The organism is Nocardioides sp. JCM 18998, from assembly GCF_055391535.1.
The window spans coordinates 2,122,575-2,136,501 of sequence record NZ_AP043886.1 but is presented as its reverse complement, the minus strand read 5'-3'; the positions used below and the strand labels follow the sequence as shown (position 1 = coordinate 2,136,501).

Annotated in this window: 10 protein-coding genes; 4 read left to right on the top strand and 6 right to left on the bottom strand. The window is 71.7% G+C overall.

What is annotated here, in order from left to right; all coding sequences use genetic code 11:
* Positions 1–150: 150 nt before the first annotated feature.
* Positions 151–732, top strand: coding sequence for a DUF3000 domain-containing protein (locus tag ACZ5L9_RS10000; RefSeq protein WP_464536713.1), 582 nt, complete (start codon positions 151–153; stop codon positions 730–732).
* The gene (locus ACZ5L9_RS09995) at positions 729–2,054 is read left to right on the top strand and encodes an HRDC domain-containing protein (RefSeq protein WP_464536710.1); all 1,326 of its coding nucleotides are present in this window, start codon (positions 729–731) and stop codon (positions 2,052–2,054) included. Before ACZ5L9_RS10000 ends, ACZ5L9_RS09995 begins: the two co-directional genes overlap by 4 nt.
* Before the next feature lie 91 nt (positions 2,055–2,145).
* On the opposite strand, the gene ACZ5L9_RS09990 is transcribed toward ACZ5L9_RS09995, so the two are convergent.
* From ACZ5L9_RS09990 to ACZ5L9_RS09975, 4 genes are all read right to left on the bottom strand, one after another.
* Entirely contained in the window at positions 2,146–3,465 is a 1,320-nt protein-coding gene (locus ACZ5L9_RS09990; RefSeq protein WP_464536708.1) for an extracellular solute-binding protein, read from the bottom strand.
* Between the two features lie 197 nt (positions 3,466–3,662).
* Complete coding sequence (locus tag ACZ5L9_RS09985; RefSeq protein ID WP_464536706.1) at positions 3,663–4,253, bottom strand: hypothetical protein; 591 nt, start codon at positions 4,251–4,253, stop codon at positions 3,663–3,665.
* Positions 4,254–4,302: 49 nt separating this feature from the next.
* Positions 4,303–8,283, bottom strand: a complete 3,981-nt coding sequence (gene hrpA, locus ACZ5L9_RS09980; protein ID WP_464536704.1) for an ATP-dependent RNA helicase HrpA — start codon at positions 8,281–8,283, stop codon at positions 4,303–4,305.
* Between the two features lie 35 nt (positions 8,284–8,318).
* Positions 8,319–8,900: a TetR/AcrR family transcriptional regulator gene (locus ACZ5L9_RS09975; RefSeq protein WP_464536702.1), complete on the bottom strand. Its 582-nt coding sequence runs from the start codon at positions 8,898–8,900 to the stop codon at positions 8,319–8,321.
* 57 nt (positions 8,901–8,957) lie between these two features.
* On the opposite strand from ACZ5L9_RS09975, the gene ACZ5L9_RS09970 reads away from it, so the two are divergent.
* Positions 8,958–10,655, top strand: coding sequence for a flavin-containing monooxygenase (locus ACZ5L9_RS09970; RefSeq protein WP_464536700.1), 1,698 nt, complete (start codon positions 8,958–8,960; stop codon positions 10,653–10,655).
* On the top strand, positions 10,652–11,500 hold the full coding sequence (locus tag ACZ5L9_RS09965; RefSeq protein WP_464536698.1) for an SDR family NAD(P)-dependent oxidoreductase: 849 nt from the start codon (positions 10,652–10,654) through the stop codon (positions 11,498–11,500). Before ACZ5L9_RS09970 ends, ACZ5L9_RS09965 begins: the two co-directional genes overlap by 4 nt.
* A gap of 128 nt (positions 11,501–11,628) precedes the next feature.
* On the opposite strand, the gene ACZ5L9_RS09960 is transcribed toward ACZ5L9_RS09965, so the two are convergent.
* Together ACZ5L9_RS09960 and ACZ5L9_RS09955 are read right to left on the bottom strand one after the other, a co-directional pair.
* A complete protein-coding gene (locus ACZ5L9_RS09960) occupies positions 11,629–12,717 on the bottom strand; it encodes an FUSC family protein (RefSeq protein WP_464536695.1) in 1,089 nt (362 codons plus the stop codon).
* A complete protein-coding gene (locus ACZ5L9_RS09955; RefSeq protein WP_464536693.1) occupies positions 12,714–13,913 on the bottom strand; it encodes a site-specific DNA-methyltransferase in 1,200 nt (399 codons plus the stop codon). Before ACZ5L9_RS09955 ends, ACZ5L9_RS09960 begins: the two co-directional genes overlap by 4 nt.
* Positions 13,914–13,927: the final 14 nt, after the last annotated feature.

The window sequence follows — 13,927 nt, the reverse complement described above, 5'->3', positions numbered from 1 at the left end:
GGACGGGGGTCTGCAGCGCCAGTGTTCGAGCCAGTCACGCTGCGATCGTCGCATCCACCCCGGCGTGTTCGCACATCCGTACGAGTCACCCCGACTTACCCTGGACACATGGTCGTTCGGGAAGAAGCACGCCCGGGCGCGGATGCGGCCGTGCCTGCTGTGTTCCGTGCTGCCGTGGCGAGCATGCACACCGCGGTCCTGCGACCCGAGATCTTCTGCGAGGAGATGCCCGCGCCGCAGCGGATCGCCCCGTACGCGAGCGCTCTCTCCGCCGACGTGACGGTGGATGACGAGGACCTCGGCACCGGCCGGCTGATCCTGCTGCACGACCCCGAGGGCAACGACGCCTGGGCCGGCGGCACCTTCCGCTGTGTCCTCTACACGCGGGCCGAGGTTGAGGTCGACCTGGTCAGCGACCCCCTGCTCGGCGCCGTCGGCTGGTCGTGGCTGACCGACGCGCTCACGTCCAACGACGCCGCCTTCGAGGCGGCCTCCGGCTCGGTCACCCGCGTGGCGACCGAGAGCTTCGGCGGGATGGCCGACGAGGAGGGCTCGGCCCAGGTCGAGATCCGGGCGTCGTGGACACCCGTGGCCGACGAGAACGGGTACGTCGACATCCGCCCCCACGTCGAGGCGTGGGCGGAGCTGATGTGCACAGCCGTCGGCCTGCCGCCGGTTCCCGAGGGGGTCGCTGTGCTCCCCTCCCGGCGTGGCCAGCGAGGAAATGCGTGACCGACGAAGCGGCGGAGACGCCGGAGAGCACCACCACCCAGGGCGCCGCGGAAGCGGTCACCCCGGACGAGCAGGTCGAGACCCCGGAGGTCGAGCCCGTCGAGCCCCCGGAGTCGCCGCTGCTCACCCTGCGCGACGGCCTGCCGGAGGTGATCGACACCGACGCCGGTCTGCGTGAGGCCGCGGCGGCGCTCGCGGCCGGCACCGGACCGGTCGGCGTCGACGCCGAGCGTGCCTCGGGCTACCGCTACAGCAACCGGGCCTACCTGATCCAGCTGCGCCGCGAGGGTGCCGGCACCTGGCTGATCGACCCGATCGGGCTGACCACCTTCGAGCCGCTCATCGATGCCCTCGACGGCGTCGAGTGGATCCTGCATGCGGCCACCCAGGACCTGCCCTGCCTGGCCGAGATCGGGCTGCGTCCGACCGCCGGCCTCTTCGACACCGAGCTCGCCGGCCGCCTGCTCGGCTACCCGCGGGTGGGCCTCGGCACCCTGGTCGACTCGGTGCTGGGCTTCCACATGAAGAAGGAGCACTCGGCCGCTGACTGGTCGACCCGGCCCCTGCCGGAGGAGTGGCTCGAGTACGCCGCCCTCGACGTCGAGGTCCTGGTCGAGCTGCGCGAGGCGCTCAACGAGGAGCTCGTCGCCGCGGGCAAGGCGGAGTGGGCCCGGCAGGAGTTCGAGGCCGAGCGTGGGTTCGAGCCGACGCAGCGCACCGATGCCTGGCGCCGTACCTCCGGCATGCACCGGGTCCGCAGCCGCCGCGAGCTCGCCGTGATCAAGGCGCTGTGGGAGACCCGCGACGAGATCGCGCAGCAGCGCGACGTCACCCCGGGCCGGATCATCCCCGACGCAGCGATCGTCGTCGCCGCGGGTGCGATGCCGACCGACCGGGCCGCGCTGCTCAGCCTCAAGGGCTTCCACGGCCGCGGCGCCGAGCGCTACTCCTCCCGCTGGATCGCCGCGATCAAGGAGGTCCTCGCCACCGACGAGGCCGCGCTGCCCCCGCGCAACCCGAAGAGCGAGGGCGGTCCCCCGCCGCCGCGCGCCTGGGCCGAGAAGGACCCGGTCGCCGCCCGCCGCCTCACCCTGGCTCGCGAGTCCGTCACCGCGCTCGCGGAGGAGCGCTCGCTCCCGCTGGAGAACCTGCTCACCCCCGACTTCCTACGCCGCGCGATGTGGACCCCGCCGAAGACCCGCGACCCGGGTGCGCTGCTCGACGAGGTCGCCGCCCAGCTCTCCGGATACGGCGCGCGCGGCTGGCAGATCGCGCTGACCGCTCCCCTGCTGGTCGACGCGATCCTCGGCGCCGAGGCCTGATCGCCAGATCACCTCTCGCAGCTCGAGGGGTCACTTGTCGTGGCTCGAGGGGTCACTTGTCGTGGCTCGAGCGGTCCCGACGATCAGTCGCTCAGTCGGTCGGGCTCGCCGTGGGCGAGGGGTGGAGCGCGGCGTTCTGCTCGGCCAGCACCGACTGGCTGCTGAGGTCGATCTGCTGGGTCAGCGCCGCCACGTCGGCGCCGGGGCGGAGCAGGGAGGCGATCAGGCCGCTGCTCTGCTGATCGATCTGGTCGACGTAGGCCGAGCCGATCGGCAGGACGTGCATGGAGCGCATCGCGTTGACGAAGACCTGGGCGTGCGCGGGACGCTGGTAGGGCTGCAGGAAGTCCGAGGACATCGCGACCTCGGTGCTGGCGGGCACGATGTAGCCGGCCTGGGAGACGAGCGCGACCGCGGGGCGCGAGACGAGGTAGGCGAGCAGATCGGCGGCCGCCTGGGTCTCCTTGGTGCCCGCACTCAGGCACAGCCCGGTGTAGTCGCCGATCGTCACCGAGTCGGAGAGCGACGGCAGGCTGATGACGTCCCAGTTCAGCCCGATCTGCTGGCGCAGGGCCGGCACCATCGAGCGATCGCCGACCAGCATCGCGAGCTTGCCACGCTTGAACCACTGCAGCGGGGTGTGCTGACGCAGCTGCTGGCTGGTCAGCGACGAGCCCGGGTCACTGAGGACTGGGAGCAGCTGGTCCCAGGTGTCCTGGTTGGACGGGTCGGAGAAGGCGAGGCTGGTGGGCGTGTCCTCGTCGTCGACGACCTTGCCGCCGCCGGAGTAGAGGTACGGCGCCAGCCCGGCGACGTCGGTCGGCTGCGCGAAGCCCCGGATCCCGAGGGTGGGCCGGGTGGCCCAGTCGGCGGCAGCGTCGAACTGCTCGAGGGTCCACTTGCCCGAGTCGAGGTTGCCAGGGACCTCCAGGCCCTGGGCCTGCATCGCGCTGAAGTTGACCAGGTCGGTGTTGTAGAAGAGCACCTGCGGCGTGGCGGCGTACGGCATGCAGGTCAGGTGCCGGTCGGCGGAGAACGCCTCGAGCGCCTCACGGGAGTAGGCGTCGCCCAGGTCGACGTTGCGGGCCGCGAGGAGGTCGTCGAGCGGCTGGGTCAGCTTGCGCTGCTGCAGCAGACCGAGGTCGCCGCGGTCGGCGAGGAAGACGTCGGGGGCCTTCGCGCCGGCCGCAAGATCGTCCATCATCTGCGCGGCGCTGGGCCAGGTCTTGAGCTCGAGCGTCACCCGCTGGTTGGCGGCGTCGTAGTTGTCGACGGCCTGGCGGTAGGCGGCGATCTCCCCGGGGCTGCCGAAGAAGCCGACGGTCAGCGCGACCGGCTTCGGGGTGACCGTGACGGTGGCGGTGGGCCGGGGCGCGCTCGTGTCGGATCCTCCGCACGCGGTCAGGGCCATGGAACCGGCCACGGTGAGTGCGAGTGCTGCCGCGACCGTCCGAACCGACCTCAACCCACGCGCCTTCCGCTTCTCCACCACAGACAAGAGTGAGCACGCCGGACCGGGAGCGCCTCACGGCGCGTGGCCGCTCGTAGCGGCTTATTTTGGGACCCGGGGCTGCCACGGCCCGACGTGCTCGGAGCCTATGTTACGGCTCAGCCCAAGCGTCCGGCGAGTTCTGCGTGACCTGCGGCCTCGAGCTGCTCGGAGAGCGCAAGGGTGTGGCGGACCTCGGTCGGATCGTGCTCCAGCGCGGCACGCCCGGTGGCGACGACGCGGGCGAACGCCGCAGCCCGCAGCAGCACGTCGGCAAGATCACTTCCGGCGATGCCGCGCAGCACCTGGTCGACCAGCGCCTTGAGCTCCTCGGGCCCCGGTGGCTCGGCGACGCCGGCGACCACCCGGGCGACCGGCGCACGACGACGGCCGGCATCGAACTGCCGGGCCAGCTCGTACGGGTCGGCGTAGACCCAGCTGCGCAGCAGGAAGAGCCGCCACAGGCTGCCGGCGAGCGTGTCGGCGGGCGCGCCGGCCCACACCTCGGCGATCGTCTCGATGCCCTCGGTGTCGGCCAGGTGCAGCAGCCGCTCGGCGACCGCCGGGTCGTCGCTCTCCTGGGCTCCCCGGACGAGCAGCGCCGCGGCCCGGTCGGCGGCCTCGCGCAGCTCGATCGGGTCGACCCCGCCGGCGACCTCCTCGAGGAAGCGGTCGCCGGGCTGCATCGGGCGGTGGTGCTGCCGGCTCATGCGGGGGCCCCGTTCGAACCGCGGCGCCGCGAGGATCCGGTGGGAGTGCTCATCCCAACACCTTACGGATCCGCTGATCGCTGACCGTCTGGGCGGTGCCGAGGTGCTGGGCCCACAGCTGGACGCGGTACTCCTCGAGCATCCAGCGCGCCTGCCGCAGCCGCTCGCCGGGCGGGCGGCCGGGTGGGAGCGCGGCGACCTGGTGCAGGTAGTGCTCCTGCAGATCGGCGATCCGGTCCTGGGTCTGGCGATCGAGGTGAACGTTCGCGTCCAGCTTGCGACGACGCTCGACGATCGCGGCGAGGTACGTCGGGTAGCGCCTCAGCTGGGTCGTGCCGGCCTCGCGGATGAAGCCTCGGGTCATCAACCGGGAGAGCTGGTCCCTCATGTCGGTCAGCGCGGGCAGCTGGAACATGTCGGCCCGTCCGCTGAGCGCCTTGTCGACCTCGCGCCAGGAGGCGAGGGCGCGCAGCGCGTCGCCGAGCACGGCGGCGACGGCGGCCCGGTGGTCGGCGGCGGACCCCAGAGCAGCACGGAGCTCGTCGAAGGCGGCCGGCGTCATCGCCCGCGGACGGGCGTCGACGACCTGCTGCACCACCGCCGCGCGACAGTCCTCGACGAGGGCGGCGGTGCTGGCGTACGGCGTCGAGGCGAGCGCCAGCTTGTCCTGCATCGACAGCTCGTCGATCACTCGCTTGACCGTGCCTCGGTGATCGAGCCTGTCGAGATCCAGCAACAGCAGCCGGGCGACCCCGAGCCGGTGCCGGGCCTCGGCCTCCTCCAGGCCGCCACAGACCACGACGCCGGCCGTCCCAGCACCGGAGGTGCCGGTCTCGTCGTCGAGCGCCGGGTAGACGGTGACCTCGTGACCGGCCCGCTTCTCGGTGACGGTGGCCGGCAGGTCGCCGATCGACCAGGTGGTCAGACCGGTGCGCGCCAGCCCGGCATCCGTGGCGACCTCGGCGATCGCCTTGCGGAACTCCCCGGCCAGGGGCGCCTTGAGCGCGGCCAGGTCCTTGCCACGGGCGCGCTCCTTGCCGGACTCGTCGACGACGCGGTACGTCGGACGCAGGTGCTCGGGGATCTTGGTCTGGTCCCAGGCCTCCCGCGGGATGTGCACGCCGGCGGTGGCGCGGCCCCAGCGTTCCAGCGCGTCGAGCAGCGGCTCCTCCCCCGCCGGGACCTCGGCGAGGAAGCGCCGGGCCTGGTCGGGGGCCGGTACGAAGCTGGTCCGCAGCGCCTTGGGCAGCGAGCGGATCAGGGCGGTGACCAGCTCCTCGCGCAGACCGGGCACGTTCCAGGAGAAGTCGTCGTCGCCGACCCGGTTGAGGGTGGCGACCGGTACGTCGATGGTGAGGCCGTCGGCGGCCGTACCGGGCTCGAAGTGATACCCGATCGAGAACGAGAGCGGAGCCGCCCCCGCGCCGCCCAGGGACCAGTGCGACGGGAATCCGGTCTCGTCGACGTCGTGGTCACGGGTGAGCATGTCGAGGTCGAAGGTCAGCACGGACTTGTCCCGCTGCTGCTTCCACCAGCGGTCGAAGTGGGCACCGCTGACGACGTTCTCCGGGATGCGGGCATCGTAGAAGTCGAAGAGGGTGTGCTCGTCGACCACGATGTCGCGGCGGCGGGCGCGGTTCTCCAGCTCGCGGGCCTCGTCCATCAGCGCGGCGTTCTCGGCCAGGAAGCGGTGGTGGGTCTGCCACTCGCCGTAGACCAGGGCGTGCCGGATGAAGAGCTCGCGGGCGATGGCGGCGTCGATCCGGCCGTAGTTGACCAGCCGATCGGCGACCAGCGGCACGCCGTACAGCGTGACCCGCTCGCGGGCCATCACCGCGGCGCGCTTGCGCGACCAGTGCGGCTCGGAATAGGTGCGCTTGACCAGGTCGCCGGCCAGCCGCTCGGCCCACTCGGGTTTGATCGCGGCGTTCTGCCGGGCCCACAGCCGCGAGGTCTCGACGAGCTCTCCGGCCATCACGAACTGCGGGTTCCTCTTGTGCAGCACGCTGCCGGGGAAGAGCGCGAACTTCGTGTTGCGGGCACCGAGGTACTCGCGGGGCCCGGGGCGGCGCGGCCTGTCCCCGCGACCCTGCTGAGGCTTCTCCTTCTCCCGCTCCTCGAGCATGCCGATGTGGCTGAGCAGGCCGGAGAGTAGCGCCTGGTGGATGCCGTCCGCGTCGTAGGGCGCGCCACCCTCCCCGGACGCCGAGTGGGCCGCGAGGGACGAGCGGCCGTCCCCGGACGTCGAGTGGGCCGCGAGGGACGAGCGGCCCGTATCGAGACGCATCTCCTTGCAGACCTGGCGCAGCTGCGACTCGAACTCCTGCCACTCCCGCACCCGCAGGTAGTTGAGGAACTCGCGCTTGCACATCCGCCGGAAGGCGCTGGAGGAGAGCTCGGCCTGCTGCTCCTTGATGTAGCGCCACAGGTTGAGCACGGTGAGGAAGTCCGAGGCCTCGTGCTTGTAGCGGGCGTGGAACTGGTCGGCCTGGGCCTGCGCTGCCTTCCCTGCGGGCTGGTCCGCCGAGGGGCGCTCGCGGGGGTCCTGCAGGGAGAGCGCGGCCGCGATGACGATGACCTCGCGCGCGCAGCCGAGCCGCTCGGCCTCGAGGATCATCCGTGCGAGGCGCGGGTCGATCGGCAGCCGCGCGAGCCTCTTGCCCACCGGGGTCAGCCGCATGCCGCCCCCACCCGAGGTCGAGCGACCGGAGGCCGAGCCACCGGAGGTCGAGCCTGTCGAGACCGCGCCGAGTTCCTCGAGCAGCTGCACGCCGGCGGTGACGTTGCGGCTGTCGGGCGCCTCCACGAAGGGGAAGCGATTGATCTCGCCGAGGCCGAGCGCGGCCATCTGGAGGATGACCGAGGCGAGGTTGGTACGCAGGATCTCGGGGTCGGTGAACTCCGGTCGGCCCTCGAAGTCCTCCTCGGAGTAGAGCCGGATCGCGATGCCGGCCTCGACCCGGCCACAGCGGCCGGAGCGCTGGTTGGCGCTCGCCTGCGAGATCGCCTCGATCGGCAGCCGCTGGACCTTGCTGCGCGCGGAGTAGCGGCTGATGCGTGCGACGCCGGAGTCGATGACGTACCGGATCCCGGGCACCGTCAGCGAGGTCTCGGCGACGTTGGTCGCGAGCACGACGCGGCGACCGGTGTGGGACTGGAAGACGCGGTGCTGGTCGGCCGCGGACAGGCGCGAGTAGAGCGGCACGATCTCGACACCGCCGCCGCCTCCCCGCACGCTCTTGGCGATGTCGGCCAGGGCGTCCGCGGTGTCACGGATCTCCCGCTCACCGGGCAGGAAGACGAGGATGTCGCCCGGCCCCTCGGCGGAGAGCTCCTTGACCGCGTCCACGATCGCCTCGGTCTGGTCGCGGACGACCGGCTCCCCCTCGTCGTCGCTCTCGGGCAGCTCCATCAGCGGGCGGTAGCGGAGCTCGACGGGGAACGTCCGGCCGGAGACCTCGATGATCGGCGCCGCCTCGCCCGTACGGGCGTCGCTGAAGTGCTCGGCGAACCGCTGGGTGTCGATGGTCGCGGAGGTGACGATCAGCTTGAGGTCGGGGCGGCGCGGGAGCAGCCGCTTGAGGTAGCCGAGCAGGAAGTCGATGTTGAGCGAGCGCTCGTGCGCCTCGTCGATGATGATCGTGTCGTAGCGCTTCAGGTCGCGGTCGCGCTGCAGCTCGGCGAGCAGGATGCCGTCGGTCATCAGCTTGATCCGGCTGGACGCGGACGTGCGGTCGGTGAACCGGACCTGGTAGCCGACGACCGATCCCACACCGTCGCCCAGCCCGTCCTTGGCAAGCTCGTCGGCGATCCGCTCGGCGACGGATCGCGCCGCGATCCGGCGCGGCTGGGTGTGGCCGATGATGCCGTTCTGGCCGCGGCCGAGCTCGAGACAGATCTTGGGCAGCTGGGTGGTCTTGCCGGAGCCGGTCTCGCCGGCCACGATCACGACCTGGTGGTCCCGGATCGCGTCAGCGATGTCCTGACGGCGTTCGCTGACGGGCAGGTGCTCCGGATAGGTGATCTCCATGGCGGGGACCATTCTCCCCCAGCCGCGCCAGCGGATTAACCCGCCGCCACGACCAGCGCCACCAGGGACGCCGACAGCAGGTCGACGAGCTGCTCGCGCGGGACCTCGCCGGGCGAGGCGACCCAGGAGAGCACGAGCTGCTCGGCGTAGGACGCCCAGCCCTTCACGATCAGCCGCACCACCGGGGTGTCCGGGATCAGTCCGGAGTCGTCCGCGGCGAAGATCCGGTCGGTGAGCGCGAAGCGGGCCTCGTCGTACACCTCCCGCAGCACCGGATCCGAGGCGGCGCCGCGCACCAGCGAGAGGTAGCCCTCGCGGTTGCGCTCGACCCAGTCGAGGTAGGCGCCCATCGAGGCGGCCAGCCGGTCGACCGGCTCCCCCGCCTGCGGCGGTGCGGTCGCGGCGATGAGGTCCTCGGCGGCGCGACGGACCACCGCCTCGCGGAAGCCGAGCTTGTCGCCGAAGTAGTGATAGATCAGACCGCGCGAGATGCCCGCCTCCTGGGCGAGCACGTCGACGGAGACCTCCTCGAGGGAGCGACTCGCGAACAGGCGCACGCCGAGGTCGAGCAGCTGGATGCGTCGCTGCTCGGGCGAGAGCCGGGTCCGGGAGGTCATGGGCTCAGCCTAAACGCCTATTGACATCCGTTCAATAGGCGACCTACCGTCGAGGACATGAACGTCTCGACAGGCTCGACGACCGGAGCGACGGGCTCGGTCTCGACAGGCTCGACGACCGGAGCGACGGGCCCGGTCTCGACAGGCTCGACCTCCGGCTCGACCTCCGTGCAGATCGACCACCTCATCGTCGGCGCGGGCTTCGGCGGCCTGTGCGCGGCCATCAAGCTCGACGAAGCGGGCGAGCGCGACTTCGTCGTGATCGAGAAGGACAGCGACGTCGGCGGCACCTGGCACATCAACACCTACCCCGGCGCCGAGTGCGACGTCCCGAGCCAGCTCTACAGCTACTCGTTCGCGCTCAACCCGGACTGGTCGAAGGTCTACTCCCCCCAGCAGGAGATCTGGGAGTACGCCAAGCGGGTCGCGACCCACGCCGGGATCCTCGACCGCTGCGTGCTCGACACCACCGTCGACCACGCGACCTGGGACGAGGAGCAGCAGCGCTGGCTCGTCACGGTCTCGACGGGCTCGACGGGCTCGACGGGCTCGACGGGCTCAGGGGTCTCGACGGGCTCGACCACCGGGGGCGCGCCCCGTGAGACGAGGACCTACGCCGCCCGTACGGTCATCTCGGCCTCCGGGGGCCTCTCCGAGCCGTCCCTGCCCGCCATCGACGGCATCGACACCTTCGAGGGCGAGACCTTCCACAGCGCCCGCTGGAACCACGACGTCGACCTCACCGGCAAGCGCGTCGCGGTGATCGGCACCGGCGCCTCGGCGATCCAGCTCGTCCCGGAGATCGCCACGATCGCCGGCCACGTCGACGTCTACCAGCGCACGCCGAACTGGATCATCCCGCGCAACGAGCGCCTCTTCACCTCCGCCGAGAAGGCCGTCTTCCGGCACGTCCCGGGCGCCCAGCGCCTGGTCCGCGCGGGCGTCTACGCGATGCTCGAGGCACGCGTGCCGGCGTTCGTCCGCTTCCCGGCCGCGATGAGGGCGGTCGAGGCCCAGGGCAAGCGCAACATCGCGAAGGGCATCTCGGACCCGGAGCTGCGCGCGAAGGTCACCCCGACCTACCGCGCCGGCTGCAAGCGGATCCTGGTCTCCAACAAGTGGTACCCGGCGCTCGATCGCGACAACGTCGAGCTCATCACCGACGCCATCGCCCGCGTCACGCCCACCGGCGTCGTCGACAGCACCGGCACGGCCCGCGACGTCGACGTGCTGATCATCGCGACCGGCTTCCACGTCACCGATCCGCCGATCGCGCGGCACGTGACGGGCCGGGCCGGCCGTACCCTCGCCGACGTCTGGGGCGAGACCGGGATGCGCGCCTACAAGGGCACCACGATCCACGGCTTCCCCAACCTCTTCCAGATCGTCGGGCCCAACACGGCGCTCGGGCACAGCTCGATGATCTTCATCATCGAGTCGCAGGTCCGCTACGTCGTCGAGGCGGCTCGGGCGATGCGGCGCGACGGCCTCGGCGCGATCGAGCCGACCGCCGCCGCGCAGGAGGCCTGGACCAGCGCGGTGTTCGACCGGATGCGGCGGACCGTGTGGACCACCGGCGGCTGCGCGTCGTGGTACCTCGACCAGTTCGGCAACAACACCACCCTGTGGCCGGGGCAGACGTTCTCGTTCCGCCGCCACCTTGCCCGCTTCGACCGCGCCGGCTATGACGTCACGGCCCTCATCCCCGCGAACGCCGACGCCCACCCCCACTCCACGGAGGCTGTTTCCGCATGAAGAACTTCACCAACAAGGTCGTGGTGATCACCGGCGCCGGATCCGGGATCGGCCGCGCCCTGGCGCTCGACTTCGCCCGCCGCGGTGCGCGACTCGCGCTCTCCGACATCAACGACGCCGGTCTCGCGCAGACCGCGGCGGCCGTTGCCGCCGCGGCCTCGGCCGAGGTCCACACCGCCCGCCTCGACGTGGCCGACCGGGATGCCTTCGAGGCGTACGCGACGTCCGTACTGGACCACTTCGGTGGCGTGGACGTGGTGATCAACAACGCCGGGGTGGCGCTGGCCGGCGACCTGGTCGACCTGGAGTGGAAGGACATCGACTGGATCATCGGGATCAACTTCTGGGGCGTCGTGCACGGCACCAAGTTCTTCCTGCCGGCGCTGCTCGAGTCGGGCGCCGGGTCGGGCGATGCGCACATCGTGAACATCTCCTCGCTCTTCGGCCTCGTCTCGATGCCGGGCCAGTCGATGTACAACGCCGCCAAGTACGCCGTGCGCGGCATGACCGAGGCGCTGCGCGAGGAGATGCTGATCGGCAGGACCGGCGTCGGCGTCACCGCCGTCCACCCCGGCGGCATCAAGACGGCGATCGCACGCTCGGCTCGCACGTCGGCCAAGGAGGACCAGGCCGCGACGGCGAAGTTCTTCGACGAGAAGCTCGCCAAGACCACGCCGGAGAAGGCCGCCGAGGTCATCATCCGCGGCATCGAGAGGAAGCAGGCGCGCGTCCTGGTCGGCCTCGACGCGCACATCGTGCACAACCTCGGCAAGTACACCGGCTCGCGCTACCAGGACCTCGTCGCCATGGGGGCGAAGTTCGCGATGCCGCAGAAGGTGGTCTGAGCCTTCGGGTCTCAAACTGTCACGGTGATACTTCCGAAGTGTCACCGTGACAGTTCGCGCCTCGAGTGACCCTTGCAACTGTCACTCCTGTCGCAAGTTGTCACCGTGACACTTTCGGCGCCCACCCCTCAGAACGGCGGCAGCGCCTCGGTCGCCTCGAACTGCCCCATGCCGGTCAGCTGCAGCAGGTCGACGGTCACCGAGCGGAGCTGGAGCAGCACGCCCTCCGCGTTGAGCGCCGCCGAGCGGGGCAGCGCGGAGCTCTGCACGGCCAGCGCCAGCAGGTGCGGGCGTACGGCGGTCGCCATCCGGTTGGCCTTCAGCTCGATGCCGATCTCGTCGCTGGCGAGGGCGAGCTCGAGCGCGAGGTCGGCGTACTCCTCCGGCACGGGCTGGCCGCGGTAGGCGGCCACCGCGACCTGGCGGACCAGCACGCGCGTGGAGCGCAGCGCCCGGTCGAGCGGCTCGATGAGCTCGCTCATCGCCCGGACCTGCCCACGGTGCCTGACCCGGAACGGGCTGGAGGCGACCACCGAGATGCCCTCGTCGGCCGCCGCCTGCAGCTCGCGCACGAGCGGGTCGGTGCCGCGGGCCTCGGCGAGGACGGCCATGCCGTGGACGGCATCGGCCTCGCGGATGACCTCGGCCGCGGCGCGCAGCAGGGCGGAGATCTTGGTGACCACCACCGCGGCCTGCTCGCGCGGCCTGCGCAGCGGCGCCGCCGGCACGATCGTGGCCGCCACCAGGGCGACGCCGCCGCCCACCAGGGCGTCGGTCCACCGGGTCCACGCCGCGCTCGCGGACGGCACCAGCGCGGTGACGAAGACACCCTGGACGGCTGCCTGGTTGAGGAAGGTCTGGCCGCCGTCGAGGAAGAGCGCGATCGACATCCCGAGCACCACGATCACGCTGATCTGGAGCGCGCCGACGCCGAACGCGAGCACGAGCAGATCCCCGAGCAGGACGCCGAGCGCGACCCCGAGGGTCACCTCGGCGACCCGCCGCAGGCGCTGACCGTACGACGTGCCGAGCGAGACGATCGCCGCCACGGCGGCGAAGACCGGGGAGGGGTGGTGCAGCAGCCGGTGCGCGAGCATCCAGGCCACGCCCGCCGCTACCGCGCACTGCGCGATCTGCCAGCGCCGGGCGCGCAGCCGGGCCCAACGTGCCCGCATCGAGGTCCGGCCGCGGGCGATCAGCGGCTCGGCAGCGCTCACAGCGTGCGCTCCTCGAGGCCGCCGCCGATCGTCGCCGCGACGGCCCGCAGGCGGGTACGGGTGATGTCGGCGACCGTCGCCAGGCCGGCGAGGTCGGCGTTCGAGCCGGGGCGTACGGGCTCGGCGTGGTTGACGCTGGTGCACGCGCGGGTGCCACCGTCGGCGGCGTTCTGCAGGGCGACCGCGTGGCCGGTGGTGCCGGAGCCGGCGAAGAAGTCGAGCACCCGGCTGTCCGGCGGCATGGTCTGCAGGATGCGCCGGATCAGGCCGGTCGGCTTCGGGGACTCGAAGAGGTGTCCGGCGAGCTCCTTCAGCTCCGCGACGGCGGTGTCGGTCGAGCCGATCTCGGCGGCCGGCCAGATGGTGCGCAGCTTCTTGCGTCGCGGTCCGCCGGACTGCGCCGAGCCGCCGCCCGCGGAGTCGAGCCAGTCGCGCTGCGACACGTCGACCCGCTCCCCCAGGGTGCCGGCGATCGGGCGGCAGACGAGGTCCTCGGCGCGCTCGGCGACCAGGGGCGCGCTCCAGCGCCAGACCGCCGGCGAGCCGTCACCGAAGACCGGCTTGATCTCGACGGCGCCGTCGAACGGCGTGGTGGCGACCCGACCGGTCTCGGGGTCGCCCCACAGCGGGTAGTGCAGCGTCGGCGCGGTGACCGGGTTGAACTTCTTGTTCGTGTTGCGCAGCGGCAGGTGGCGGTAGCGCCGGCCGTCGTCGGTGCTCAGCGGGAAGTCGCGCGCGTCGACCAGATCCGGGGAGGAGGCGTCGAGGACGCAGCGCTTCGGGTCGCGGGCGTAGACGAGGAGGTACTCGTGGAACGTCGCGAAGCCCTTGCCGAGCTGGCGGCCCTTGGCGTTGAGGTTGACCACGACCTGCGCCAGGAACGCAGCCTCCCCGAAGAGCTCGTCCATCAGCAGCCGCAGGTAGGCGACCTCGTTGTCGTCGATCGACACGTAGATCGCGCCGGTCCTGGCCAGGACCTCGCGGGCCGCCTCGAGCCGCGGCCGCATCATCTCGACCCAGGCCTGGTGCCGGCCCTTGCGCCGGCCGTCCTCACCGCGGATGTCGTCGCGGTACGCGAAGGCGCTTCCGGTGTTGTACGGCGGGTCGATGTAGATCAGGTCGTACGTCTCCCCCGCCCGGGCGAGAGCGCGCAGGACATCGAGGTTGTCGCCCTCGATGAAGCTGTTCCACGCCACGGCGCACACCCTAT